The organism is Trinickia sp. Y13, assembly GCF_029522115.1.
Lineage (GTDB): Bacteria > Pseudomonadota > Gammaproteobacteria > Burkholderiales > Burkholderiaceae > Trinickia.
Map to the genome: position 1 here is coordinate 506,865 of NZ_JAKWFK010000001.1, position 25,497 is coordinate 532,361.

25 protein-coding genes and 1 tRNA gene are annotated in these 25,497 nt (G+C 63.4%); 15 read left to right on the forward strand and 11 right to left on the reverse strand.

The window, feature by feature from the left end; all coding sequences use genetic code 11:
- Nucleotides 1-191: 191 nt before the first annotated feature.
- Both dusA and MMB74_RS02190 read left to right on the forward strand, forming a co-directional pair.
- Nucleotides 192-1,190, forward strand: coding sequence for a tRNA dihydrouridine(20/20a) synthase DusA (gene dusA, locus MMB74_RS02185; protein WP_277426946.1), 999 nt, complete (start codon nt 192-194; stop codon nt 1,188-1,190).
- Between the two features lie 81 nt (nt 1,191-1,271).
- Nucleotides 1,272-1,347: transfer RNA gene (locus MMB74_RS02190), tRNA-His, on the forward strand.
- Nucleotides 1,348-1,644: 297 nt separating this feature from the next.
- Here MMB74_RS02190 and MMB74_RS02195 read toward each other — a convergent pair.
- Nucleotides 1,645-2,025: a helix-turn-helix transcriptional regulator gene (locus MMB74_RS02195; protein ID WP_277426947.1), complete on the reverse strand. Its 381-nt coding sequence runs from the start codon at nt 2,023-2,025 to the stop codon at nt 1,645-1,647.
- 266 nt (nt 2,026-2,291) lie between these two features.
- Here MMB74_RS02195 and MMB74_RS02200 point away from each other — a divergent pair, with 266 nt between their 5' ends.
- Together MMB74_RS02200 and MMB74_RS02205 are read left to right on the forward strand one after the other, a co-directional pair.
- Nucleotides 2,292-3,323, forward strand: a complete 1,032-nt coding sequence (locus MMB74_RS02200) for a hypothetical protein (RefSeq protein ID WP_277426948.1) — start codon at nt 2,292-2,294, stop codon at nt 3,321-3,323.
- Between the two features lie 138 nt (nt 3,324-3,461).
- Nucleotides 3,462-3,884 (forward strand): hypothetical protein, encoded by a 423-nt coding sequence (locus MMB74_RS02205; RefSeq protein ID WP_277426949.1) that lies wholly within the window; start codon nt 3,462-3,464, stop codon nt 3,882-3,884.
- A 78-nt stretch (nt 3,885-3,962) separates the two neighbouring features.
- Here MMB74_RS02205 and MMB74_RS02210 read toward each other — a convergent pair whose 3' ends face one another.
- Together MMB74_RS02210 and nodI are read right to left on the reverse strand one after the other, a co-directional pair.
- The gene (locus MMB74_RS02210; protein WP_277427123.1) at nt 3,963-4,781 is read right to left on the reverse strand and encodes an ABC transporter permease; all 819 of its coding nucleotides are present in this window, start codon (nt 4,779-4,781) and stop codon (nt 3,963-3,965) included.
- A gap of 155 nt (nt 4,782-4,936) precedes the next feature.
- Complete coding sequence (gene nodI, locus MMB74_RS02215; RefSeq protein ID WP_277426950.1) at nt 4,937-5,851, reverse strand: nodulation factor ABC transporter ATP-binding protein NodI; 915 nt, start codon at nt 5,849-5,851, stop codon at nt 4,937-4,939.
- Between the two features lie 257 nt (nt 5,852-6,108).
- On the opposite strand from nodI, the gene MMB74_RS02220 reads away from it, so the two are divergent.
- Nucleotides 6,109-6,603, forward strand: a complete 495-nt coding sequence (locus tag MMB74_RS02220) for a universal stress protein (RefSeq protein WP_277426951.1) — start codon at nt 6,109-6,111, stop codon at nt 6,601-6,603.
- 134 nt (nt 6,604-6,737) lie between these two features.
- On the opposite strand, the gene MMB74_RS02225 is transcribed toward MMB74_RS02220, so the two are convergent.
- From MMB74_RS02225 to lexA, 3 genes are all read right to left on the reverse strand, one after another.
- Nucleotides 6,738-7,376, reverse strand: a complete 639-nt coding sequence (locus tag MMB74_RS02225) for a DUF2939 domain-containing protein (RefSeq protein ID WP_277426952.1) — start codon at nt 7,374-7,376, stop codon at nt 6,738-6,740.
- A gap of 94 nt (nt 7,377-7,470) precedes the next feature.
- Entirely contained in the window at nt 7,471-7,800 is a 330-nt protein-coding gene (locus tag MMB74_RS02230) for a hypothetical protein (protein ID WP_277426953.1), read from the reverse strand.
- Nucleotides 7,801-7,824: 24 nt separating this feature from the next.
- Nucleotides 7,825-8,472, reverse strand: a complete 648-nt coding sequence (gene lexA / locus MMB74_RS02235) for a transcriptional repressor LexA (protein WP_277426954.1) — start codon at nt 8,470-8,472, stop codon at nt 7,825-7,827.
- A 282-nt stretch (nt 8,473-8,754) separates the two neighbouring features.
- On the opposite strand from lexA, the gene MMB74_RS02240 reads away from it, so the two are divergent.
- Entirely contained in the window at nt 8,755-9,681 is a 927-nt protein-coding gene (locus MMB74_RS02240; protein WP_277426955.1) for a CysB family HTH-type transcriptional regulator, read from the forward strand.
- A 92-nt stretch (nt 9,682-9,773) separates the two neighbouring features.
- Nucleotides 9,774-10,805 (forward strand): asparaginase, encoded by a 1,032-nt coding sequence (locus MMB74_RS02245; RefSeq protein WP_277426956.1) that lies wholly within the window; start codon nt 9,774-9,776, stop codon nt 10,803-10,805.
- A gap of 387 nt (nt 10,806-11,192) precedes the next feature.
- Here the strand turns inward: MMB74_RS02245 and MMB74_RS02250 are convergent, their stop codons facing one another.
- The 3 genes from MMB74_RS02250 to gcl all read right to left on the reverse strand — a co-directional run bounded on the left by MMB74_RS02250 (nt 11,193) and on the right by gcl (nt 14,893).
- Complete coding sequence (locus tag MMB74_RS02250) at nt 11,193-12,110, reverse strand: 2-hydroxy-3-oxopropionate reductase (protein ID WP_277426957.1); 918 nt, start codon at nt 12,108-12,110, stop codon at nt 11,193-11,195.
- Between the two features lie 78 nt (nt 12,111-12,188).
- Nucleotides 12,189-12,983, reverse strand: a complete 795-nt coding sequence (gene hyi, locus MMB74_RS02255; protein WP_277426958.1) for a hydroxypyruvate isomerase — start codon at nt 12,981-12,983, stop codon at nt 12,189-12,191.
- 134 nt (nt 12,984-13,117) lie between these two features.
- On the reverse strand, nt 13,118-14,893 hold the full coding sequence (gene gcl / locus MMB74_RS02260; protein WP_277426959.1) for a glyoxylate carboligase: 1,776 nt from the start codon (nt 14,891-14,893) through the stop codon (nt 13,118-13,120).
- Nucleotides 14,894-15,130: 237 nt separating this feature from the next.
- On the opposite strand from gcl, the gene MMB74_RS02265 reads away from it, so the two are divergent.
- The 8 genes from MMB74_RS02265 (at nt 15,131) to MMB74_RS02300 (ending at nt 22,153) form a co-directional block, all read left to right on the forward strand.
- Complete coding sequence (locus tag MMB74_RS02265; RefSeq protein WP_277426960.1) at nt 15,131-16,042, forward strand: LysR family transcriptional regulator; 912 nt, start codon at nt 15,131-15,133, stop codon at nt 16,040-16,042.
- A 156-nt stretch (nt 16,043-16,198) separates the two neighbouring features.
- Complete coding sequence (gene rpsF, locus MMB74_RS02270; protein ID WP_277426961.1) at nt 16,199-16,576, forward strand: 30S ribosomal protein S6; 378 nt, start codon at nt 16,199-16,201, stop codon at nt 16,574-16,576.
- 47 nt (nt 16,577-16,623) lie between these two features.
- Nucleotides 16,624-16,923, forward strand: coding sequence for a primosomal replication protein N (gene priB / locus MMB74_RS02275; protein ID WP_277426962.1), 300 nt, complete (start codon nt 16,624-16,626; stop codon nt 16,921-16,923).
- A gap of 2 nt (nt 16,924-16,925) precedes the next feature.
- Nucleotides 16,926-17,201 carry a 30S ribosomal protein S18 gene (gene rpsR, locus MMB74_RS02280; protein WP_277426963.1) on the forward strand — a complete coding sequence of 92 codons (276 nt, stop codon included), beginning with the start codon at nt 16,926-16,928 and terminating at the stop codon, nt 17,199-17,201.
- Between the two features lie 27 nt (nt 17,202-17,228).
- Nucleotides 17,229-17,681 carry a 50S ribosomal protein L9 gene (rplI, locus tag MMB74_RS02285; RefSeq protein WP_277426964.1) on the forward strand — a complete coding sequence of 151 codons (453 nt, stop codon included), beginning with the start codon at nt 17,229-17,231 and terminating at the stop codon, nt 17,679-17,681.
- Between the two features lie 157 nt (nt 17,682-17,838).
- Entirely contained in the window at nt 17,839-20,274 is a 2,436-nt protein-coding gene (gene dnaB / locus MMB74_RS02290) for a replicative DNA helicase (protein ID WP_277426965.1), read from the forward strand.
- A 223-nt stretch (nt 20,275-20,497) separates the two neighbouring features.
- A complete protein-coding gene (locus MMB74_RS02295) occupies nt 20,498-21,124 on the forward strand; it encodes a DUF47 domain-containing protein (RefSeq protein WP_277426966.1) in 627 nt (208 codons plus the stop codon).
- 18 nt (nt 21,125-21,142) lie between these two features.
- Nucleotides 21,143-22,153 (forward strand): inorganic phosphate transporter, encoded by a 1,011-nt coding sequence (locus MMB74_RS02300; RefSeq protein WP_277426967.1) that lies wholly within the window; start codon nt 21,143-21,145, stop codon nt 22,151-22,153.
- A gap of 144 nt (nt 22,154-22,297) precedes the next feature.
- Here the strand turns inward: MMB74_RS02300 and MMB74_RS02305 are convergent, their stop codons facing one another.
- Together MMB74_RS02305 and MMB74_RS02310 are read right to left on the reverse strand one after the other, a co-directional pair.
- Entirely contained in the window at nt 22,298-23,308 is a 1,011-nt protein-coding gene (locus MMB74_RS02305) for a C40 family peptidase (RefSeq protein WP_277426968.1), read from the reverse strand.
- 324 nt (nt 23,309-23,632) lie between these two features.
- Nucleotides 23,633-25,441 (reverse strand): PhoH family protein, encoded by a 1,809-nt coding sequence (locus tag MMB74_RS02310; RefSeq protein WP_277426969.1) that lies wholly within the window; start codon nt 25,439-25,441, stop codon nt 23,633-23,635.
- Between the last annotated feature and the right edge of the window lie 56 nt (nt 25,442-25,497).

Consider the following 25,497-nt stretch of genomic DNA (forward strand, 5'->3'; position numbering starts at 1 on the left):
GTGCTGTCGCGCGCCGCGCGTTTTCGCGGGGCCTCCATTCTAGCCGGGACGCTTGCGTCGGCGTGGGCGGATATCGGCGAGCCGGTTCGGCATGCACGAGCCGGGCGGCTCGGAAGGCGGCCCAATGCGGTAAAATTGCGAACTTGCCGTTTGAGCCGTCGATGCCGTCCGAGCCGTCTTTCATTTCCGCTATGTCGCTTCCCCTTTGCCCCAGTCCGCGCCGCGTATCCGTGGCCCCTATGATGGACTGGACCGATCGTCACTGTCGTTACTTTCACCGGCTCATCTCGCGCCAAACCTGGCTTTACACCGAGATGGTGACGACGGGGGCGCTGTTGTTCGGCGATGTCGGGCGCCACCTCGCTTTCACGGCCGAGGAAGCGCCCGTCGCGTTGCAACTGGGCGGCAGCGAGCCCGAGGATCTCGCGCGCGCGGCCAAGTTGGGCCAAGCGTGGGGCTATGACGAAATCAACTTGAACTGCGGGTGCCCATCGGAGCGGGTGCAGCGCGGGGCGTTCGGCGCGTGTTTGATGAACGAGCCGCAGCTCGTCGCCGATTGCGTGCGCGCCATGCGCGACGCCGTCTCCATTCCCGTCACGGTCAAGCATCGGATCGGCGTCGATGCCGTCGAGGATTACGCATTCGTTCGCGACTTCGTCGGAACCATTGCGCAGGCCGGTTGCGAAGTGTTCATCGTGCACGCGCGCAATGCGATTTTGAAGGGGCTGTCGCCGAAAGAGAACCGCGAGATTCCGCCGCTGAAGTACGACTATGCGTATCGGCTCAAGCGCGATTTTCCCGCGCTCGAGATCGTCATCAACGGCGGCGTCAAGACGCTCGAGGAGGTCGAGCTGCATCTGCAGCACGTGGACGGTGTGATGCTTGGGCGCGAGGCCTATCACAACCCGTTCCTGCTCGCCGAGGTCGACGCGCGGTTCTATGGCGGCGCCGCGGCGCCAACGCGTGAAGAAGTGGAAACGGCGCTGATCGAGTATTGTGCGCGGGAGTTGGCGCGGGGGACGTTCCTTGGGGCGATCACGCGTCACGCGCTTGGGCTTTATCGCGGTGCGGCGGGCGCGCGCGGCTGGCGGCGCGTCCTTTCCGACAACAAGCGCCTTGCGGCCGGCGATCTGGCGATTTTCGATGAAGCGCGCCGTTACTTGCGCGAGCCGTCGGAAATAATCGACTGAGGGGCTAGGCAAGCAGCATTTCTGTTCGTATAATCTCGCTTCTTCGTTGGTTGCGCCGGCGTAAGAACGTGTCGTACAGTGGTGGCTGTAGCTCAGTTGGTAGAGTCCAGGATTGTGATTCCTGTCGTCGTGGGTTCGAGTCCCATCAGCCACCCCAGTAAAATTAAGCGCTTAGCCCGGTTCATTGAACTGGGCTTTTTGCATTCTGGCGTCCGTGTAACCACCATGTAACCGGATTTCGTCAATCGGGATTGCAAAGGCACGATCCGGTGCTACCGGCGGAAAGGTCCGCGAGGTAGCCTCACCTCACCTCACCAAAACCCCCTGAAACCCTCCGGAAGTGGGATTAGCCATGATTCAAGCTCCCAAATAGCTTGGTTCGCGGTCAGGTGGGGCAGGTGTCGGCGCACCTGTTCCCGCCGCTTCTGCCAGATACCGTCGGGCGACGGTCAAACTACTTTGCGGCCTCGAGGCGCACCACGGCGCGGCTTCCCGTCGCTTCGGCATAGCGGGACAGCGTGCGCAACGACGGCATCGTGCGGCCACTCTCCATGCGCGCGATGGTCGACTGGGTCGTTTGCATTCTCTCGGCCACCTGTTCCTGAGTCAGTCCGGCACGCACGCGAGCGGCGATGAGTTCGCGCGCGACGGCAAATTCCGGCGCCTGCGCTTCGTACTCGGTCTGGGTAGCCGGGTCTGCCAGCAGGCGCTTCTTCAGGGTTGCAAGGTCAGTCAGTGTTGGTTCTGCTCGGGCGTGAAGTCGATACGAGCCTCCTTGAGAATCCATGCTTCGAGCTTGTCGTGCCACATGCGCAAATACCGTCAAAGGATTCATCGGATTTCGCGAATTTCGGTCAATGCCGGAAAATGTTACTTTAAGAGAATTGTGATTCCTGTCGTCGTGGGTTCGAGTCCCATCAGGCACCCCAAGCCAAATTTCGGAAAAAGCTCAATTCTTCGGACTGGGCTTTTTGCCTTGGTGGGCAGCCCGGCTACGCACCGGAGCTTGGGGATAAAGTAATGGCGCACGCGGCGCTGAGCTCACGCCACGGATCGCGTAGCGCCGGCATCGATCGCGACGCACATCCTCCGGAGCCGCCGATGGCCCATACTCATGCCGGTCCGTTCCCCGGGCGCCTCGGTGCAACGCGGCGGCATGCGCCTGCCCGAAGGGGCGGCGCTCGATCTCTAGTGCGTTCGGTGCTGCGCTCGTTTGCCCGCGTGTTCGGACAATGCGGCAATTACACGCTGGCGAGCCCCTATCCGCGCAACGGGGCGCTTTGCGAAGACGGTCAATTCGAGTCGTTGGGCTTGCACCGGCGTGAAGCCTTCGTATTTCAATCCCTTGCCGACCGGCATCGATATGAAATCTTCGTCCGAACGGGACATGTCTCGCGCGTGGCGAACGTCGGCCACCCGGGCCTGCGGCCCAAACCGGCCGGTGTGTATCAAAAGACCTGCAAAGAGAACCGCTTCCCGGGACTGGTGATTTATCGCGATAACGAACTGGCCAAGGCCAAGTGCGACCTGGCTGCAATCGATCGCCCGGACCCGCTCCATGCATCGCATTCGCTACGCATGCTTGCGGCCGAGGGACTGCGGTTGCGGCCGCTGACGCACGCGCTGCAAGGCGTGCGCGACGCGGCAGGCAACTTCTTCTACGGCGACATCGATATTCACGGCGTCTACCGGCGCGTGGCTGACGGCCAAGCGGAACGCGTCGATGCCGATACGTTCGTGCCGCTGTTCAACGCAGATCTCACCGCGACCGGGTTGCATGCCGCAAGCTTGCTCGAGTACGGCACGCCGATGCTCGAAAAAGAGTTCGGCGTCTTGCCGCATTCGCCGGTTCAGCACGGAGCGCACGACGAGTGGAGCGAGCGCAACGACGCTTCCTATGCCGGTGGCGTCAATATGGGGCCGTTGCCGGGCGTGATCCATTTTCGGCCCGGCGCGAAGCCGCATCACGTCGCGACCGTTGCGCATTATCGAGACATCCTGGCCTCGCTGGGGCAGGACCGCGTCTACACCTCGGAGGCATGGACGAATGGCCGGAACCGGCTGGCCGCGGTTCGCTATTTGCGACGCGATTGCACGCCGCCGCCCGAATCGCCCATTTCGACGCACCTCTAAAGCTGGGGCTATTGCCGTGTGCAACGTCGAGGACATGCGGAATGGCGCGGCGCAGGTGGTACGATTCGTCAATTGGGCGGCGCGCCGACGGGGCGCCGGCGATGAACAACCAAGCATCGAGCAAATCACGACTTCATTATGGGCAAACAGAAGACCCACCCGAAACTCGAACAGGCGCTGACACGCGGCGATCTCGCGATCCGCCAAGCGAATTCCGTGCGCGCCACCACGGTTCTGCAGGCGCTAGGCAAGATGGTGGTCGATGCCTGCGCGACGATTGGCGTGGAGGCGTTCACATCCATTCCCGACGGCGACCGCATCTATGATCCCGACTCGGGTATTTGGCCGCAAACGCTATTGATTTCGCTCGACGGTCCGGTCGAAGAAGCCGATCCGGACGAGATCCGCAAGGTTTGGCTCCTGGCGGACACGCCCTCGGTGGTTTTCCGCGTCGAATGGCAGCGGGCCGACGGCAAGATCGGTCGCCACGAGGCGCGGCCGTTCGCCACCGTGGCCTTCCTGAGCGATGTCGAGATTCCCTGGAGCGACGACGAGGAGTGAGGCGAGGCGGCGCGATGCCGAGTTGGGCAACGCACCGTTGCCGATAGGGGGCGCACGCGCTGCCGCGCGCCCGCGCTTTTAGCGCATGAGCCGGCGTCTGAACAACCAGGCGCAGACGAAGAATGGCGCGATCGCATAGGCGATCAGCACGGCCACATGCGATGCCACATCGACGAGCGGGCGCCCCAACATGGCGGCGCGGATCAGTTCGACGGCATGTGCGAGCGGCAACGCCATCGCAGCGTGGCGCACGCCCGCGGGCAGTTGTCCCAGCGGGAAAAACACGCCCGAGAGCAAGAGCATCGGCGTGAGCACGAGCGTCTGATAGAACATGAAGAAGTCGTATGAGGGTGCGAGCGCCGTCACGATCATAGCAAGGCTCGCAAACGCGAGACCGGCTAGTGCAATGACGGGCAGGGCCAGCAGCATCGAGGGGAAGCTCGCGTAGCCGAGCACCCCCGCGACGAGCATGATCGCTGCCCCCGACAACACCGCCTTGCTGGCTGCCCAAACGATTTCGCCCACGACGACGTCGCCGAGCGTCAAGGGCGTATGCATGATCGCTTCCCAAGTGCGCTGAACGTGCATGCGAGAGAAGGCCGAATACATCGACTCGAACGACGCGGACATCATCACGCTCGAGCCGACGGTGCCTGCCGCCAAGAACGCGATGTAGGAGACACCGTCGACATGGCCCACCATCAGCCCCAGACCGAAGCCGAGCCCGAACAGGTAAATCATCGGATCGGCCAGGTTGCCGAGCATCGACGCGGCCGCGAGTTTGCGCCACACCAGGTAGTTGCGTCGCCAAACCGCAACCCAGTTCGTTGCATTGGCTGGCAGTGCGAGCGTCCAGCGGCGGGCGCGGCGGCTCGACGCGGTATCGCGAGAGCGCATCTGTGTATCGTAAGAGGGAGCATCCATCTTGCGTTGCCTTCGAGTCTGAGTGAGGGCGCGGCCATCGGCGCAGCGCAGCTATCCTCGATTTCGCTCTTGGTTTGGGTTTGCGCGCCGTTCCCGAATTCGTCAAGGGCGGCTGCCGCAGAAGCGGTTCAATCCTGCATTTCTCGTCCGGTCAGCCGCAGGAAGACGTCTTCGAGATTAGCTGGCCGGTGCAAATAGCGCAGGCCCGCGCGACCCGCCAGGCGCGCGTGGATGGGTTCCGGATCGCGCACGTAGCAAAACAGCGTGTCGCCGCTGATCTCCGTGCGCATCGCAAGCGGCGCCAGCTCGTCGCGCAGTGCGACCGGCGCGGTGCCGTATACCTCGATCACATCGCATCCGATCTCGTTTGCCACGAGCTCGCTCGGCGCCCCTTCGGCGATCTTGCGGCCTTCTTCGATGATGCACAGCCTATCGCAGAGGCGTTCGGCTTCCTCCATGAAGTGCGTCGTCAGCAAAATCGTCTTGCCTCTGGCCAACAACGAGCGCAACCGGTCCCAGATCAGATGGCGCGCTTGCGGGTCCAGACCCGTCGTCGGTTCGTCGAGAATCAGCACATCTGGATCGTTGATCAACGAGCGCGCGAGCGTCAGCCGGCGTTTCATTCCGCCCGAAAGCTCGCCGACACGTGCGTCCGCCTTGTTCTCGAGACGCGCGAATTCGAGCAGGTCGGGCACCATGGCGCGCGTCTTGCTGGCAGACAGGCCGAAATAACGGCCGAACACGAGCAGGTTCTCTCGGACGCTGAAGTCGGGGTCGAGGTTGTCGAATTGCGGTACGACGCCCACGCGCTGGCGCGCAATGCGCGCGCCCGAGGGCACGCGGCAGCCGCATAGTGAGACGACTCCCGCGTCGGGTTCCGCCAGCCCGAGCAGCATCTTGATCGTGGTGGTTTTACCGGCGCCATTGGGGCCGAGCAAGCCGAAGCACTCGCCTGCGCGGACATGGAATGACAAGCCGTCGACGACGTTTTTGTCTCCGTAACGCTTGAGCACTTCACGCAATTCGATGGTGTTGTTGGACATGAAAAGAAACGAGCGTAGCGACACATGTTCGAAGCGAACGGCGACTCATTCTATTGCATCTATTGGATCGAGCACCGACGCCTCGCATGTGCGCGCAGTACGCTCGTGGTGCAGTGCAGCGTCAGAACGGGGCGCGGCGGCTGCGAATCGATATCGAGAGATGCGGCGCGTAGGCGTTTTCCTAGCCTTGCAAGACCCAGTGCGTCGCACCATGATGAAAAGGCGAACCGCGATCGGCGCGGATTGGGAGGCCAACGATGGCAAGTTATAAAAAAATGCTGTTGTGCTACGACGGCACACGCGAGGGACGCAAAGCACTGCGCTGCGGCGCGGATCTCGCGCTCGACCTGAAGGCGGAGACGCACCTGCTGTCCGTCGTCGATATGCGCACGAGCATTGCGCAAAGCGCGGGGCTATTGACGGATGTCGCGTGCGGGCGTTTCGAGGACGCTGCCCGCGAGATTCTGCAAGAAGGGGTGGACTGGCTAACCGAGCGCGGCGTGCAAGCGCACGGTCACTTCGCGTTCGGTCATCCGATCGATGAAATTGCCAATCTCGCGGAGGAACTCGCCGTCGATCTCGTCGTCGTGGGCCATCGTTCACGTAGCGGGCTGTCGCGATGGTGGATGGGCTCGGGCAATACGCCTTTGCTCGACCGCGTCTCCTGCAGCATCTTGGTGGCCGTGTCCACGCGCAATGAGCAGGAGGCGCCTTCGACGGCGCCGGTCTCGCCAAGCGGCGCCGTCACGTAACGCAACGTTGGGCGCCGCATAGCCCTTCGGATCGAGCGGTATCGTGAGCCAAATGCGCTGCGCAGGGCGGTGCGTGCGTAGCCACGCAAGGGCGATGTCGCCAGGTCGCCATGACCGCGGCGACGCCATGTGGGCTACGAGGGCAATTCGACGGCGTCGATCTGCCAAGAAAACCAACCGCGGCGATGAAAGATTACGCTGTATGCGGGGCGATCGCCGCCGCCCGCATAGCTGACGGCGAACGTGTTCATATCGCGATAACCCGCGCTGCCTTTTGCGCGCGGCGCCTGCGGCGTAGCGGAAGACCCCGGCGAGGGTGGCGCCTCCGGCTGTTGCGACGCCGCCTCGGATTGCTGATCGATGACGGGCGGCGGCGTCTCGCCCGGCTCGCCGCGCGGCGGTAAGCCGGCGAGCAGGGCCGCTACGCCGTCCGGCGTAGCATATGCGTCCACTAGCGGATCGACGAGCGCCATGCCGACGAGCGCGCCGAGTGCCGCAAACGGATGCTGCAGTTTTTGCGTTTGGACTCGCCGACTCAGCATTTGCGTGACTTGCTGCTTCAAACTTGCCCGGAGCGCCGGGTAATCGACATAGCGATCGATCATTTGGGCATCGCGCTGCTGCACCGCGTCACGCACCCGGCCGAGCACCAGATAAGGTGATGCGTAAATCAGGACGACGAGCACGAGCACGACGATCGCAACGCCTGTTACAACGGCGGCAACCGGTTTTCGGGGTGTCGGGCGGTTCGCTTGTGTCTTCTCTTGTGTCATAAGGAGTCGGTCTATGTCGGTGTCCAAGCTTTAGAGACAACGACCGAGCCGAAACTATCCCTAAAGGGGGTGGCGAAGCACACGATTGATTGCATTATGTGGTTGCCGCAGCGCGTTCGTCGGCAATGCACCGATCGATCATGTTGCAAACGGCGTCGATCGTGCCGACGAGAATGACGCGCGACGCGCCGTGATAGACGCGCACGGGCGCCCGCCGCGCCGGCTCGGCATGCAATGCGTTGCTGAGCGACACGCGCGCGAAAGCCGGTAGCGCGGAAGGTTGCATGTGGGCGCACGGATCCTCCTCGCGTTCCCGTGCGGCACTTGCGCGAACCGTGTCGAGCGGCGGGCAGGCAATCAGGCTGCGCAAGTGACGCAGGCGGCCGAAAGCGCGAAAAGGCATGAGGCGAGCAAGGCGATCCATGGCGTCTCCTAAGCGTGTTCAGAGTCAGAATTCGGTGGGACGAATGAGCCCCACCGCGATGCCTTCGAGCGCGAAATCGGCGCTGCCGGCTTGGACGAAGATATTTTCGTAATCGGGGTTCTCGGCGATCAGTTCGATGCCGTTGGACCGCCGTTTCAGCCGCTTGACCGTGACATCGTCGCCCAGCCGCGCGACGATGATTTGTCCGTCCTTCGCTTCGCTGCGCTTTTGCACGGCGAGCAAATCGCCATCGAAGATGCCGGCGTCGCGCATCGATAGCCCGCGCACCTTGAGCAGGTAATCGGGCTTACTCGAAAACAGCGCCGGGTCGCATGCGTAGTGTTGCGCGATGTGTTCTTGCGCGAGGATGGGGCTGCCGGCCGCCACACGCCCGACGAGCGGCAACGACAGCTGCATCAGCGCGGGATGCGGCAACGACAATTGATGCGGCATGTCCTCGAACGCCAGCAGCCGGATGCCGCGCGACGCCCCGGCCGCCAATTCGATGACGCCCTTGCGCGCGAGCGCCCTCAGATGCTCTTCGGCTGAATTCGCCGAAGAGAACCCGAGCGCGGCCGCGATTTCCGCCCGCGTGGGCGGAAACCCGCTGTGTTCGATCGATTGCCGGATCAGATCGTAAACCTGCTGTTGCCGTGCGGTGAGTTTGGTCATAGCGCCACTGTATGGATAGACAGTCTCTGTATTTTTATACAGTACTCGCAGGAACACAAGTGCTATGTTGCGACCCCGCAGCGGCGCTTAGCAGAAAAAGGAATTAAGGAATGATGATTTATTTGTTTTGGGAATAAGCGGGAGTGCATAGACTGGCCGCTCCGGACTTGCCCGAGCCCGGCGCCTGGCGTGGCAGCGAGGTAGCCACTGAACGTGCGGGAGCGCGACCCGGCCGTTCGCATCGATCGATTACAACATCCGCGCTTTGTCGATGAGGTCAGCATGAACTTCCAGCAACTACGCTTCGTGCGCGAAGCGGTACGCCGCAACTTGAACCTCACCGAGGTGGCCAACAACCTGTTCACCTCCCAATCGGGCGTGTCCAAGCAGATCAAGGATTTGGAGGACGAGCTAGGCATCGATATCTTCGTGCGCCGAGGTAAGCGGCTCACAGGCTTGACCGAGCCCGGCAAAGCCGTGCATCAGCTGATCGAGCGCATGTTGCTCGATGCCGAGAACATGCGCCGCGTCGCTCGGCAATTCGCCGACGAGGACACAGGGCACCTGGTTGTCGCCACGACGCACACGCAAGCGCGCTATGCGTTGCCCAAGGTCGTGCGCGAGTTTACGCAGGTTTTTCCTAAGGTGCAGCTCGCGTTGCGTCAGGGCAACCCGCGGCAAATCGCGCAAATGCTCATCGACGGGGAAGCGGACATCGCCATTTCCACCGAGGCGCTCGATCGTTTCGCCGACATCGCCACGTTTCCATGCTATTCGTGGCATCACGTCGTCGTCGTGCCGAAACGGCACCCGCTCGTTGGGCGCGCCAACGTCTCCTTGGAGGAAGTCGCCGAGTACCCCATCATCACTTACGATCGCGATTTCACCGGTCGCTCGCATATCGACGAGTCTTTCGCAAGGGCGGGCGTCCTGCCCGACGTCGTCCTGACGGCGATCGACGCCGACGTCATCAAGACCTATGTCGAGCTGGGAATGGGCGTGGGGATCGTCGCGGCGATGGCCCACGATCCCAAGCGCGATACGGAACTCGTCGCGCTCGACTCGCAGCATTTGTTCGAAGGCAGCACGACCCGGGTGGGCTTGCGTAAAGGGGCGTTCATGCGCGCTTTCGCCTATCGCTTCATCGAAATGTTCGCGCCGCACCTTTCCGAGAACGACATCGCCGGGCAGTTGCGCGAGGCGGCATGAGCGCCGGGCAGCGCGGTGGCGCTTCGATGCGCCGCGCCGTCGCCGCATAGCGCATTCGAAGCGCATTTATTCCCGCTAGCGGCGCGGTTAGAATGGCGCCCATGATTACCACCCATACCTCCGCTTCCCCCGCGGCGCTGCCGCGCATCGCCGTACTCGCGACGGGCGGCACGATCGCCGGCTCGGCCGCCGATGCCGCTCAGACCTCGGGCTATCAAGCCGGCGTCGTCGGCGTCGATCGGCTATTGGCCGCCGTGCCGGCGCTTTCGCAGGTGGCCCGCATCGAGGCCGAGCAGGTCGCGAGCATCGACAGCAAAGACCTGGACGTCGCGTTGTGGACCACGCTCGGTGGGCGCATTGCCGAACTCGCCGCGCGCGAGGACATCGACGGCATCGTCGTCACGCACGGCACCGACACGCTCGAAGAAACGGCGTACGCGCTGCATTTGACGGTCAAAACCGACAAGCCGGTCGTGCTCACGGCTGCGATGCGGCCCTCGTCGGCCCTTTCCGCCGATGGCCCGCTGAACTTGCTCGGCGCCGTGACCGTCGCCGGTTCGCGAGCTGCGCGGGGGCAGGGCGTTCTCGTCGCCTTCAATAATCGTATTCACTGCGCGCGCGACGTCGCCAAGACGAGCACCTACGCCGTCGACGCCTTTCATTCACCCGAAATCGGCGCGCTCGGCTGGGTGCAAGACGGCCGCGTGGAGTTTCAGCGCGCGGCGCTGCGGCCCCATACGAGCGCGACGCCATTCGTCGTCGGCGCGTCATGGCCCGCTGTCGAAGTCGTCGCGAGCTACGCGGGCGCATCGCGCACGGCCGTCGACGCGCTCGTGGCGGCCGGCGTGCGCGGCATCGTCGTCGCCGGGACCGGCAACGGTTCGATCCACGCTACCATTCAAGCTGCGCTTGGCGAGGCGCGCGCAGGCGGCGTCGCGGTGGTGCGTGCATCGCGCGTCGGTTCGGGCCACGTCATGCGCAACGGCGCGGCGCCGGACGATGCGCTTGGATTCGTGAGCGCCGGCACGCTCAACCCTTATAAAGCGCGGGTGTTGCTGATGCTCGCGCTGGCGGCGGGCGAAAGCGCGCCGGCCGCGCTGCAGCAGATCTTCGATACGTATTGATTCCGCTCGGGCAAGGCGCGGCAGATAGCGCAAGCGCCGCGCCGGGCGGGCCGGCGAGGGAAACGCCGGCTTGAAAGCGCGCGCCGGTCGAGCGATGGCGATATAGCGATAGATCGAATGGTTGGCAATCCGACAGACGGACACCCGACGACGACGTCTGACCGACCAAGGCTTCCCCGGCGCCGCCGGGTGCCGCTGCGGACCCCACTGCCGCTCTCAGCCCGAAAGCGGCTTTTGCTTCCCCTGACGCTTGCGGTTCGGCTTGTGGCCTGCGCCGCGCATCGACGATGCGCTTCACAGGGCCTCACCGCGCACGAAAGGGGAAGCGCCCCACGTGCCGGCCGTTCTTCGCTTCCCGAACGGCCCAATCCTGCTTGGCCTGTCGCCTCAGCGAGCCAGTGCCGCGCTCTGCGTTTGCGCCGGCGCTTCGGCGATCTCGAACCCGGACATGATTTCGAGCGCGAGCAACAGCGCCGAATGATCCAAATTGCCGCCGTCGTGGGCCGCGCAGACGCTGAACAACTGCTGGGCGCTGGCCGTGTGCGGCAACGCGATGCCGAGTTTGCGCGCGCCGTCCAACGCGAGATTCAGATCCTTGCGGTGCAAGTCGATCCGGAACCCTGGCTTGAACGCACGCTTGGTCATCCGCTCGCCATGAACTTCGAGAATGCGCGAGGAGGCGAAGCCGCCCATCAGCGCGCGGCGCACACGCTCGGGGTCCGCGCCCGAGCGCGCCGCGAACAGGAGCGCCTCGGCCACGGCTTCGATGTTCAGCGCGACGATGATCTGATTGGCGACCTTGCAGGTCTGGCCTGCGCCGTTGTCGCCGACGAGCGTGATGTTCTTTCCCATGAGTTCCAACAGCGGCTTCGCGCGCTCGAACGCTGCTTCGGGGCCACCCACCATGATCGAGAGCGTTGCCTCGCGCGCGCCGACCTCGCCGCCCGACACCGGCGCGTCGAGGTAGTCGCAGCCGAGCGCGTTGATGCGTTCGGCGAACTCGCGCGTGTCGAGCGGGGAGATGGAGCTCATATCGATCACGAGCTTGCCGCGCGAGAGGCCCTTGGCCACGCCGTCGTCTCCGAACAGGACCTTCGCGACGTCGGGCGTGTCTGGCACCATCGAGATGACGATGTCGGCTTCGCGCGCGACGGCCGTCGAGTCGGCCGCGAGATGCGCGCGCTCGCGCAAGTCGTCGGGCACTGGATAGGCGCCGTTCACGTACAGCGTATGACCGCCTTTGAGTAGATTGCGCGCCATATGCGCGCCCATGATGCCGAGGCCGATGAAACCGATCTTTGCCATGTCGATGTCTTCCGTTTAGCGATACGTCGTATTCAGATAAAGCGGGGAGTCGTTTCGGGGTGTGCCCGCAGGCTCGCGCTACCGCGCGTCGCGTACGTTGGCGATCTCGCGCAGCCAGGTGAGGCCTTCGAGCGTCGTCGTGCGCGGCTTGTATTCGCAGCCGATATAGCCGCTATAGCCGAGCCGATCGAGCCAGTCGAAGAGGAACGCGTAGTTGATCTCTCCGGTGCCCGGTTCATGCCGGCCCGGGTTGTCGGCCAGCTGAATGTGCGCGATGCGCGGAAGGTGCCGTTGCAGCGTCGCCGCCAGTTCGCCCTCCATGCGCTGCATGTGGTAGATGTCGTACTGCAGATAGAGGTTGTCGGAGGCCGCCTCGCGTATGACGTCCAGCGCCTCGCTCGATCGGTTCAGCGCGAAGCCCGGGATGTCGTACGAATTGCACGGCTCCACGAGCAGGCGGATGCGTTCCTTTGCGAGTGCGGTCGCTGCGAAGCGCAGGTTCTCGACGATCGTTGCGCGGGCGCGCTCGGCGCTGACGTCGCGGCTCGGGATGCCGACGAGGCAATTGAGTTGCGGCACGCGCAGCGCCTTCGCGTATTCGATCGCGCGGCCCACGCCGTCGCGGAATTCGGCAATGCGCTCGGGCAGGCACGCGATGCCGCGCTCGCCGGCTTCCCAGTTGCCGGCCGGCAGGTTGTGCAGCACCAGGTGCAAGCGGTTCGTCTCGAGCCGTTCGGCCAGTTCGGCCGTCGAGTAGGGGTAGGGGAACAGAAATTCGACGGCGGAGAAACCCGCGCGTGCCGCGGCCTCGAAACGCTCGAGGAACGGCACTTCGTTGAACAGCATGGTTAGATTGGCAGCAAATTTAGGCATGATGCGCTCGCGCGTCGGTCGGTCAGTGGGTCAGTCGGACAGTCGGTAATTCAGGAGCGAGACGATCGCCGCCTGCTTGGCGATCGTCCGCTCGTTCGATGATTGGGTGGGCAGCACGGCGCTCGGCTCGTGCCTCAATCGAGCAGAGAAATGGCCGTCGGCGCGTCTTGTCTCGAATCGGCGAGCGGCTCGAATTCGTTGATGGCGTCGATCTCCGTGCCCATCGCAATGTTCGTCACGCGCTCGAGAATCACCTCCACGACGACGGGCACCTGGAACTCGGCCGCCATCGCTTGCGCCTTTTGCAAGGCGGGGGCGATTTCATCGGGTTCGAACACACGCAGCGCTTTGCAACCGAGGCCCTCGGCCACCGCGACATGGTCGACGCCATAGCCGTTCAGTTCGGGGGCGTTGACGTTGTCGAACGAGAGTTGCACGCAGTAGTCCATGTCGAAGCCGCGCTGCGCTTGCCGGATCAGGCCCAAGTACGCGTTGTTGACCACGACGTGGACGTAGGGCAGCTTGAACTGAGCGCCGGCGGCCAACTCTTCGATCATGAATTGAAAGTCGTAATCGCCCGAGAGCGCGACGATCGGACGGCTCGGGTCCGCCGCCCGCACGCCGAGTGCGGCGGGAATCGTCCAACCGAGCGGACCGGCTTGCCCGCAGTTGATCCAATTGCGCGCCGCGTACACGTGCAGAAACTGCGCCGCGGCGATTTGCGACAGCCCGATCGTGCTCACGTAGCACGTGTCGCGGCCGAACGCCTTGTTCATCTCTTCATACACGCGTTGCGGCTTGATCGGCACTTCATCGAAGTGCGTTTTGCGCTGCATGGTGCGCTTGCGTTCACGGCAGGCTTGGCTCCAAGCGCTGCGATCCTTGAGCTTGCCCGCCGCTTTCCACTCGCGCGCGACCTCCACGAACAGCTCCAACGCGGCTTTCGCATCGGAGACGATCCCGAGATCGGGCCCGAAGACGCGGCCGATTTGTGTCGGCTCGATATCGACGTGCACGAATTTGCGGCCCTTGGTGTAGACCTCGATACTGCCCGTGTGTCGATTGGCCCAGCGGTTGCCGATGCCGAGGACGAAATCGGAGGCGAGCATCGTCGCGTTGCCGTAGCGGTGCGACGTCTGCAGGCCCACCATGCCGGCCATCAGCGGATGATCGTCGGCGATCGCGCCCCACGACATGAGGGTCGGCACGACCGGCACGCCCGTCGTCTCGGCGAATTGAACGAGCAGCGCTTCGGCGTTGGCGTTGATCACGCCACCGCCCGACACGATGAGCGGACGCTCGGCCGCATCGAGCAAGGCAAGCGCGGCTTCGATTTGCTTGCGCGAGGCCTTGGGCTTGTAGACGGGCAGCGGTTCGTACGTGTCGATGTCGAACTCGATTTCGGCCAGTTGCACGTCGATCGGCAAATCGATGAGCACGGGGCCGGGGCGGCCCGAACGCATCAGATGGAACGCTTGCTGGAACACGCGCGGCACGAGCGCGCTTTCGCGCACCGTGACGGCCCACTTGGTCACGGGCTTGGCGATCGATTCGATGTCGACCGCCTGGAAGTCTTCCTTATACAGCCGCGCGCGAGGTGCTTGGCCTGTGATAGCGAGAATAGGAATCGAGTCGGCCCAAGCCGAATAAAGTCCGGTGATCATGTCGGTGCCGGCGGGGCCCGACGTGCCGATGCATACGCCGATATTGCCCGGCGCGGCGCGCGTGTAGCCCTCGGCCATGTGCGAGGCGCCTTCGACGTGGCGCGCAAGGACATGGCTGATGCCGCCTGCGCGGCGCAACGCCGAGTAGAGCGGGTTGATCGCGGCGCCGGGCACGCCGAACGCAGTCTCGACGCCCTCTTTCTCCAGCACCAGTACGGCGGCGTCGATGGCTCTCATTTTCGGCATGGGTATCTCCTCATCCTGTTCGTCAATGCGTTCGGTCGCGGGTTAGGAGCACTGTAGGACTACGAAAAAGGTTTGATAAGATCGCTTGAAGTTCTTTTATCCAATACAAAATGTATGGAATGATGGCGTCGAACGCGGCAGCGGGCAGGGGGATGCGCGGATCGCGGCGGGATTGCCGCCGTCGCCCGGCGCCGAGTCGATCCGCGCGGGCGTGGCGAATGGGCAAGGGGATTGACGATGGATCGCTTCAAACAGATCGAAACATTCGTGCGAGTGGCCGAAGCCGGCAGCTTGGCGGCGGCCGCGCTCGAAGAAGGCGTCTCCCCAGTCATTCTCGGGCGGCGCATCGATGCGCTCGAAAAACGGCTCGGCGTGAAGCTGATGTATCGCTCCACGCGCAGGCTCGTGGTCAGCGAAGCGGGCGCCGCGTTTCTCGAGCGGTGCAAAGGGTTGCTGACCGATTGGGAGCAAGCGGAGAACGAATTGGCCGTGGGGCGGCAGGCCGTGAGCGGGCATCTGATCGTCTCGGCGCCGGCTGCTTTTGGCCGCAAGCATGTCGCGCCGCTCGCGCCCGCTTTCTTGGCCGACAAGCCGGGGTTGCAGATGTCGTTCAATCTGACCGATCGCGTCGTCGACCTCGTACGTGAGGGCTACGATTTGTCGATCCGCATCGGTGGCGCAGTGGATCCGAACTTCGTCGCCGTCAAACTTGCGACGAACCGGCGCGTCGTTTGCGGCACGCCCGGGTACTTTGCGCGGCACGGACGCCCGCGTGCGTTGGAGGACTTGCTTGCGCACAACTGCTTGGCTTTCAACCTGCAGGGCGGTCAAAACCGCGGCTGGTATTTCTTGCGCGGCGGCAAGCGCGTGACGATGCGCGTGACCGGCACGCTAGATTGCAACGACGGCGAACTGCTGCACCGATGGGCGTCGGAAGGGCTCGGCCTGGGTTGGCGCTCCACGTGGGAGATCGCCGAACAACTCGCGCGCGGCGAACTCGAAACGGTGCTCGACGAGTTCGCGCTGCCCGAGTACGACATCCTTGCCGTGTACCCGCAGCAGCGTTACGTGCCGGCCAAAGTGCGGTTCTTCATCGATCATCTGAGGCAGGTGTACGCGCGGCCGGGGTATTGGGGCGGCTCAGTGTAGCCGCTCGTAGGCGAAAATTGCATCCTTTGACCAGTTGGGTTACAATCTCCGGCTTCTCACTTGCCACACCGGTTGGTCCGATCACCGAATCGTCAACGATTCGTCAACATATCGGGTCATTGACGCCCGGGTGGCTTCAATCCACAAGGAGTGTGTATGCGTCATTACGAAATCGTCTTTGTCGTGCACCCCGATCAAAGCGAGCAAGTGCCCGCGATGATCGAGCGGTACAAGTCCACGATCAGTGCGCGCGGCGGCAATATCCACCGCATCGAAGACTGGGGCCGTCGTCAACTGGCCTACATGATCGAGAAACTCGCCAAGGCTCACTACGTCTGCATGAACATCGAATGCGACCAAGCCACGCTCGAAGAACTCGAGCACGCGTTCAAGTTCAACGACGCCGTGCTGCGTCACCTCATCGTCAAGATGAAGAAGGCCGAAACGGGCCCTTCGCCGATGATGAAGGAAGTGCAGCGCGAAGAAGCCAAGAAGGCGGCCGCCTCGTCGCAGCCGTCCGAAGCGCAGGCTTAACGGTATTCACGTTTTAAGCCACCAAGGATTCAGTTTTTTTCGCCCCCGTGAACCGGCTGCAACTCACGGCCAGCGTCATCGAGCGCGAGCCGCTGCGCTATACGCCGGCAGGTGTGCCGATCGCAAGCTGTACGCTGCAGCATCGCGGGGAAGTCGTCGAAGCCGGCGTCGTGCGGCAAATCGAATTGACGATGCCCGCGCTGGCTGCGGGCGCCGCGAGCGGGAAGCTCGAAACGTGTGAGATGGGCGTGGAGACGCTCTTCACCGGCTTCTTGGCGAAGAAAAGCCGCAACGCGAGAACCTTGGTGTTTCACATCACAGAATTGCAGGACATTGGAAAGGACTGAACATGGCCCGCCCCACTGGTAAGAAATTCGATAAGCGCCGTCAGCAACAAAACCCGCTGTTCAAGCGCAAGAAGTTTTGCCGCTTCACGGCTGCTGGCGTCGAGTACATCGACTACAAAGACCTCGATACGCTGAAGGACTTCATCGGCGAAAACGGCAAGATCACGCCGGCTCGTCTGACGGGTACGAAGGCCCATTATCAACGTCAGCTCGATACGGCCATCAAGCGCGCGCGCTTCCTCGCGCTGTTGCCGTACACCGACCTGCACAAGGCCTAATCAGACGACGCGATAAGGAGAATCCGAATGCAAATCATTCTTTTGGAAAAAGTCGTCAACGTGGGCAACCTCGGCGACGTGGTGAAGGTCAAGGACGGCTACGCCCGTAACTTCCTGATCCCGCAAAAGCTGGCACGCCGCGCCACGAAGGAAGCGGTCGCCGAATTCGAAGTGCGCCGCGCCGATCTCGAAAAGGCTGCTGCCGAGAAGCTCGCCGCCGCACAAGCGCAAGGCGAGAAGATGGCTGGTCTCACGGTCCAGATCGGTCAGAAGGCTGGCGTCGACGGCCGTCTGTTCGGCTCGGTCACGAATGCCGATATCGCCGAAGCGCTGACCAAGCAAGGCTTCAAGGCGGAAAAGGCGCAAGTGCGCATGCCGGCGGGCCCGCTCAAGATGGTGGGCGATCACCCCGTGCAAGTGTCGTTGCACACCGATGTCGTCGTCGACATCACGGTGTCGGTGCTCGGCGAGCACGCGTAAGCATCGCGACGCCATACCGGCCGTTCCGGGCGCTGTTTCCGGTTCGGCTCAGAATGTCGAAGAGGGCAGGAGCCGGAACACCGGTTCCTGCCTTTTTTGTTTTGGCCTCGTTTTGCCTGCTGGCTAAGCCGCGGCCATTTCGCGATAATGCCTCCCCATGAACGCACCGTCGAACGATCCGCAACTCGAATCGCTGAAAGTCCCGCCGCATTCGATCGAGGCCGAGCAATCGGTGCTTGGCGGCTTGCTGCTCGACAACGCAGCGTGGGACCGCATCGCCGATTTTCTGTCCCAGAGCGATTTTTACCGGTACGACCACCGGATCATCTACGAGCACATCGGGCGGCTCATCGCCGCGACGCGGCCTGCCGACGTGGTCACGGTGTACGAAGCGCTGACGACGTCGGGCAAAGCCGAGGATGTCGGCGGGCTGTCGTATTTGAACGCGCTGGCCCAGAACACGCCGAGTGCGGCGAACATTCGGCGCTACGCCGAAATCGTCCGCGATCGGGCGGTGTTGCGCCGCCTCGTCTCCGTCGCGGATGAAATTTCCGCCGACGCGTTCAATCCGCAGGGCAAGGAAGTCCGGCAACTGTTGGACGAGGCCGAATCGAAGGTGTTTTCGATTGCGGAGGAGGGCTCGCGCGGCACCCAAGGCTTCCTCGAAATCGGCCCGCTGCTCACGCAGGTGGTCGAGCGCATCGATACGCTTTATCACACGGCCAATCCCAGCGACGTCACAGGCACGCCGACGGGCTTCGTCGATCTCGACCGGATGACCTCCGGCATGCACGGGGGCGAACTCATCATCGTGGCTGGACGCCCGTCGATGGGTAAGGCCCAGCCGCTCGATGCGCGTGTCAAAACGCTTTCGGGCTGGAAACGCATGGGCGAGCTGCGGCTCGGCGATGCGTTGGCGTCGGTGGACGGGGCGCCGTCCAGGGTGACGGGCATCTTTCCGCAAGGCGATCGCCAGGTTTATCGCGTTCGATTTTCGGATGGCCGGTCGGCCGAATGCTGCGACGAACACCTTTGGCGCGTGCATTGCCGTGACTGGCGAGCGCCGCGCGTGGTCGACACGGCTCACTTGCGTGCATTGCTGAGCCGCAAACGGTATCGAAATCGCTTGTCGATCGATGTGCCGAGCGGCGATTTCGGCCATGGGCAAGCGCTCCCGATCGATCCTTGGGTGCTGGGCGCATTGCTCGGGGACAGCGCGATGGGCGCAAGTTCGGTACGGTTCGGCGTCAAGACGCAAGAAGCGTTCGAGCGTATGCGAGCGGGTGCGGGCGCCACCGCCGCGGTCCAGTGCGGCGATGGGCGCGCGCATGATGCGGGAGTCGAGCGCCGCGACGCGAGTGAGCCGGGCGCAGGGCTTGGAGTCGACCCGATCGAGCAGGTGCTCGAGCGCCTCAGGCTTTGGGGTTGCACGAGCCACGACAAATTCATTCCGCGCGCGTACTTGGATGCCGCGAGGCCCGCGCGCCGCGACTTGCTCAGTGGGCTGCTGGACACCGGTGGCCGTATCGACGCCTTGGGCGTGGTGCGCTATTGCGCGGCAAGCGCGCGGCTCGCGCGCGATGTCTGCGAACTCGTGCGCTCGCTCGGCGGCTGGTGCTCGGTGTCGGAAGAGGCGACGAGCTCGACCGGCGACGGCCGGGCCGGTGCAGGCGCAACGGCTTACCATTGCGCGATCCGCCACCCGGAACCGCAGAGTCTGTTTCTTTTCGATGGCGATGGCGAGCGCTTTGATCGCGACTTACGCCCGAGCAACATGCCGGTCCTGGTTTCGATCGAGCCGACGCGGCGTGCGCCGACGCAGTGCATCTCGGTGTCCCATCCGTCGCGTCTGTATGTGACCGACGACTACGTCGTGACGCACAACACGGCTTTTTCGATGAACATCGGCGAATACGTCGCCGTCGAATATGGGCTGCCTGTCGCCGTGTTCTCGATGGAAATGCCGGGCACGCAGCTCGTCATGCGGATGCTCGGCTCGGTCGGCCGCCTCGACCAACATCGAATGCGCACGGGACGCTTGACCGACGAAGATTGGCCCAAGCTCACTCACGCCGTGCAAAAAATGAGCGAGGCCCAGTTGTTCATCGACGAGACGGGCGGCTTGAACCCGATGGAGTTGCGCTCGCGAGCGCGACGCTTGGCGCGTCAATGCGGCAAGCTCGGGCTCATCATCGTCGATTACTTGCAGCTGATGTCGGGCTCGTCGACCGGAGAGAACCGGGCCACGGAAATCTCCGAAATCTCGCGCTCGCTCAAGAGCCTCGCCAAGGAACTGGACGTGCCCGTGATCGCGCTGTCGCAGTTGAACCGTGGCTTGGAGCAGCGCCCGAACAAGCGCCCGGTGATGTCGGACCTGCGCGAGTCCGGTGCAATCGAACAGGACGCGGACGTCATTCTTTTTATTTACCGCGACGAAGTGTACAACCCCGACAGCCCCGACAAGGGCACGGCCGAGATCATCATCGGCAAGCAGCGTAACGGTCCTATTGGGCCTGTACGGCTCACGTTCATGGGGCAATACACGAAGTTCGACAACTTTGCCGGCCCGCAGTCGTTCTACGGATCCGAGTAGACGTAGCGCCCCAGTATGGGGCGCGGTTGTTGCATTCTCGTGCGAAGGTGCAACCAGGCGTTGGGCGCGCCCGCATGACCCGGTACAATGTTGCAGTTTTATGTCAGCCCCGAGAATCGCTATGCGCTAGCGTGGGTCGCTTCGCAGCGGATTCGTTTTCGGCCCAGCGGTCTCTACCGCCGCGGCGTTGGGGCGCCCAATATGACCACCTATCGGGATCTCAATGTTCGGTCGCTTCATGCCCACCGAGGGCAAGTTCTTTGAAATCTTCAACGAGCACGCGAAGTGCATCGTCTCCGCGAGCGAAGAGCTCGAACGGCTCGTAGATAACCTCGGCGAAGCCGAAGTGCATAAGCAGCGCGTGCAGGCCAATGAAAAGGCCGCCGATAAGCTCACGCACGAAACGATCGACCTCTTGCACAAGACGTTCATCACCCCGCTCGATCGCGACGAAATCCATAAGCTGATCACGACGATGGACGACATCCTCGATTTGATGGAGGACGTCGCCACGGCCGTCTCTCTCTACGACGTGCGCGTGATGCCGTCGGAGGCCAGCCAGCTCGCGCACATTTGCACGCAAACGGCAAAGTACGTGCAACAAGCGGTCAACATGCTGTCGGACATGCGACAGGCGCGCCAGATTCTCTCGGCGTGCGAGGAGATCGACCGCTTGGAGTCGGAAGCGGATCGCGTGCTGCGCTCGGCCATGTCGAAACTTTTCCGCGAGGAAGACGATGTCAAGACGTTGATCAAGCTGAAGGCGGTCTACGAGTTGCTCGAATCGATTACCGACAAGTGCGAGGATGTCGCGAACATCATCGAAGGCATCGTGCTGGAAAACGCGTAAAGCGAGCGGACAAAACCGATGCAATCGATCCAGATCGCCCTATGGGTGCTCGCGACGCTAATCGCCGTCGCGTTCGTCTTCGACTTCATGAACGGCTTCCATGACGCAGCGAATTCAATCGCGACCGTCGTCTCCACCGGCGTGCTCAAGCCTCAGCAGGCCGTCGCTTTCGCCGCCGCCTGCAACGTCATCGCCTATTTCATCTTCCACTTGAAGGTCGCTTCGACCGTCGGCAAAGGCACGATCGATCCAAAAATCGTCGATCACTACGTGGTATTCGGCGCTCTGTTCGGCGCGATCATTTGGAACATCCTGACCTGGCGCTTCGGCATCCCGTCCAGTTCCTCGCACGCATTGATCGGCGGCCTCGTGGGCGCCGCACTCGCCAAATCGGGATGGTGGGCGCTCAACATCGACGGCATCATGAAGACCGTCGCCTTCATCTTTCTTTCGCCGCTGCTCGGCTTCGTGCTGGGTTCTTTCTTCATGACCGCGGTCTCGTGGATCTTCTTTCGCACGCCACCTAGCAAGGTCGACCGGCGCTTTCGGCGCCTGCAGTTGATTTCGGCCGGTCTATATAGCCTCGGACACGGCGGCAACGACGCGCAAAAGACGATCGGAATCATCTGGATGCTGCTGATCGCGACCGGCTTCGCCTCGGCCACGGCGGATGCGCCGCCCGTGTGGGTGATCGGTGCGTGCTACATGTCGATGGGGCTGGGCACGCTGTTCGGCGGCTGGCGCATCGTCCGCACCATGGGGCAAAAGATCACGAAGCTCAAACCGGTCGGCGGCTTCTGCGCGGAAGCGGGCGGCGCGATCACCCTGTTCGTTGCGTCCGCCATGGGCGTGCCCGTCTCCACGACGCATACGATCACCGGGGCCATTGTCGGAGTCGGCGCCACGCAGAAGCTGTCAGCCGTGCGTTGGGGCGTGGCAGGCAGCATCGTTTGGGCCTGGGTGTTGACCATTCCCGCGTCGGCATTGCTGGCGGCAGCCGGCTGGTGGCTGGGGCATCGGTTGCTGTGAGCGTAAAGCTGCCGCGAGCTTAATCCACTGGCGAGGGCCCGCGGCGATTGTGCGCTCGTGTATCGGACGAACTCATCCCAGCTTATAGAGTGGGGCGTCCGTCGTTGCCATCTGCGATGGCACTGGCGCATCTACCGTATCGCGTCAGTCGCCGCTGTTCGCGAATTGCGCGATCGGGTCCTCGGTAGCGGCATTCTGTGTGGTTCGAATAGGCGGCGGGGTGGAAGCCCGCATGATTCGAACGGTGGATTCCTGGGGGGCGGGCTGAATCGGCAATGCGCCGGCACGTCTTGCCTGTCGTTCGGCTTGCGCCGCGGCAGGGGGGGGCTCGAATGCGTCAGCGGCCGCATCGATCGCATCCTCTGCGGCTGGGGCTTGCGCGGTCGCTTGGTTTGCGGCGGCGGTGCCGGCGCTCGGCGAGTGCATTGGCGCGCCAATTCCGATCGATGCCACCGGTGCGGCCGCTTCGGCAGGCTCGATCGACGCGGCTCCCGGCGCAGCGCTATCCCGCACCGCGACGGCTGCCGTCCCGGTCGAGGGCTCCACGGGTAACCTCGCTGCCGGCGACGATTGCCGCGCCGCCAAACGGGTGGGTGCATCGAATGGCGATGGCGGCTCGAGCGGGGCGGCGACGCGCCGAATGCCATCGAAGTGTTTCGCCCAGTACGGGTTCGTCAAATAGTCGAGCCGGACGGTGCCTCCCGTCGACGGCGCGTTCACGAAGCGCAGCTTGCCGACATAGATTCCGACGTGCGAATGCGGCCGGCCCGTCGTATTGAAGAAAATGAGATCGCCCGGCGCAATCTCGTCGGGCTCGATCGATTCGCCGCGGCGGCTCATATCGGCGGTCGTGCGAGGCAATTCGACATCGGCTGCTCGGGCAACGACGTAGCGCACGAACCCGCTGCAATCGAAGCCGCTAGTGGGTGTGTTGCCGCCCCAGCGATATGGAACGCCGACGAGACTCATCGCTTGAATCGAGATTTCTTCGCGGCCGATGCTGTGATCGACGAATCGGGGCAACCCTGGCGGCATTGTGCGCAGGCCGTTCTCGCCGCGCGTCGACGCGCCACCGGCGCGCGCAACCTTCGGCGGCGCGCTCGAGCACGCGGCCAATGACAGCACGACGAGAAGGGCTACCCAAAATCGCAGCATGCACTCGGACACCGGAGCGGCCGGTGCCAGCTAAGTTGGTTGCAAAGGGCGCCAGGTCACCGTGCGTAGCTTGCGTCACGTTTGCGGGCGCCATTGCGGCCGATAGTAGCCCTGCCGGCGGGCGTTCGGCAACAATTCTTCATAAATTACTTGAGGTTTTGCGTGCAGGCGTTGCCTGCCCGATACGCCCCCTGGCCCATGCTCTGAGGTCTGCACCGAAGTATTGAAAAAAAACGCCCGGCGAACCGGGCGTTAGAGGTGAATCGTGGGCACGAACTCGCTAGAGGACATCGCTCCTTCAGCGCATCGCGCCCCATTGCTCGATCACAAGATGTCGGACGCGTAATCGGCCAGCCGCGAGCGCTCGCCGCGTGCGAGCGTGACATGGCCGCTGTGCGCCCATCCTTTGAAACGGTCGACCACGTAGGTGAGTCCCGAACTGCCTTCGGTCAAATACGGCGTATCGATCTGTGCGATGTTGCCGAGGCAGACGATCTTCGTACCGGGGCCCGCGCGCGTGACGAGCGTCTTCATTTGCTTGGGCGTTAGATTCTGCGCTTCGTCGATGATCAGGTATTTGTCGACGAAGGTGCGCCCACGCATGAAGTTCATGCTCTTGACCTTGAGGCGCGAGCGAATCAGCTCCTGCGTGGCGGCACGTCCCCACTCGCCTGCGCTGTCGTCGGTCCGTTGCAGCACTTCGAGGTTATCGTCGAACGCGCCCATCCACGGCTGCATCTTCTCTTCTTCGGTGCCGGGCAGAAAACCGATGTCTTCACCCACGGGCACCGTCGCGCGCGTGACGATGATTTCGTTGTACCGCTTCTCGTCGAGCACTTGCGCAAGACCGGCCGCCAGCGCCACGAGCGTCTTGCCGGTGCCCGCTTGTCCCAGCAGCGTCACGAAGTCGATCTCCGGATTCATGAGCAGGTTCAACGCGAAGTTCTGCTCGCGGTTGCGCGCCGTAATGCCCCAGACGTTGTTCTTGTTGTGGCTGTAGTCGCGCAGCGTCTGCAAGACGGCCGTCTTGCCGTTCAGTTCCCGCACGATGGCTTGGAACGGCGGCTCGCCCGTCTGCGGTTCCAGATAAAGGAATTCGTTGACGAGCAGCGACGGGCACAGCGGCCCGGTCACGCGGTAGTAGGTCGTGCCGGTCTTGTTGTCCTGCCAACTTTCCATGCCCTTGGCATGTTTGGTCCAAAAGTCTTGCGGCAGCGCGCGCACGCCCGAGAACAGCAGATCCTTGTCCTCGAGCACTTGATCGTTGAAGTAATCCTCGGCAGGCAGACCCAGCGCGTGCGCTTTGATCCGCATGTTGATGTCTTTCGACACCAGTACGACCTGCCGATCTTCGCGTTCGCGCTGCAGCGCGCGCACGACCCCCAGTATCTGGTTGTCGGCCTTGCCCTGAGGCAGTCCCTCCACGGGCTCGATGTCGGCGAGCGTCGTTTGGAAATAGAGGCGGCCTAGCGCCTCGCGGCTGCCAAGGCGAGCAAGCGGCAGCCCCTCGGTGATCGGGCCCGCGTTGGCGACGAGCGCATCGAGCGTGCGGCTGACTTGCCGCGCATTGCGCGCGACTTCGGACATGCCTTTCTTGTGGTTATCGAGTTCCTCGAGCGTCATCATTGGCAGATAGACGTCGTGTTCCTCGAAACGGAACAGGCAGGTCGGATCATGCATGAGCACGTTCGTGTCGAGCACGAACAGCTTGCGCACTTCGACCTCGTCGGCGGCCCCTTTACGGCTGCGCGGCTTGGCGGCGGGCGCAGCCTGCGCTTGCACGGCGGGCGTTGCGGCAGCGGGCGTTTGCGTGCGTGCTTGCACAGGGGCGGCAGGCGTGGCCGGTTGCAGCAGGGCGGCCGTTTGCTTCGGCTTGCGGCTGCGACCGCCGGCCCCTTGCTCGGCGATGGCGGCCGAGGGCGGCAACGAACGCACGGCGGCGCCCGCATTGGCGGCAGGCCCCATCGGGGCGGCGACCGCAGCGGTGCCGCTCACCGCGTCGTACTCGGTCGCTTCTGCTTGCTCCCCAATCGTCCCTGGTTTTTTGGCGGTGCGCGCCGGCCTGGCTTTGGCCTTGAATTCGTCGGGCGGCAAAAGACTGCCGAGTTTGTTGGGCGGGGTAGGCAAAGGCATGGTTTCCCTCTAAGAATCGGGTCGCATCTCGTGCGCCGCCGTGCGAAAAGCTGCCC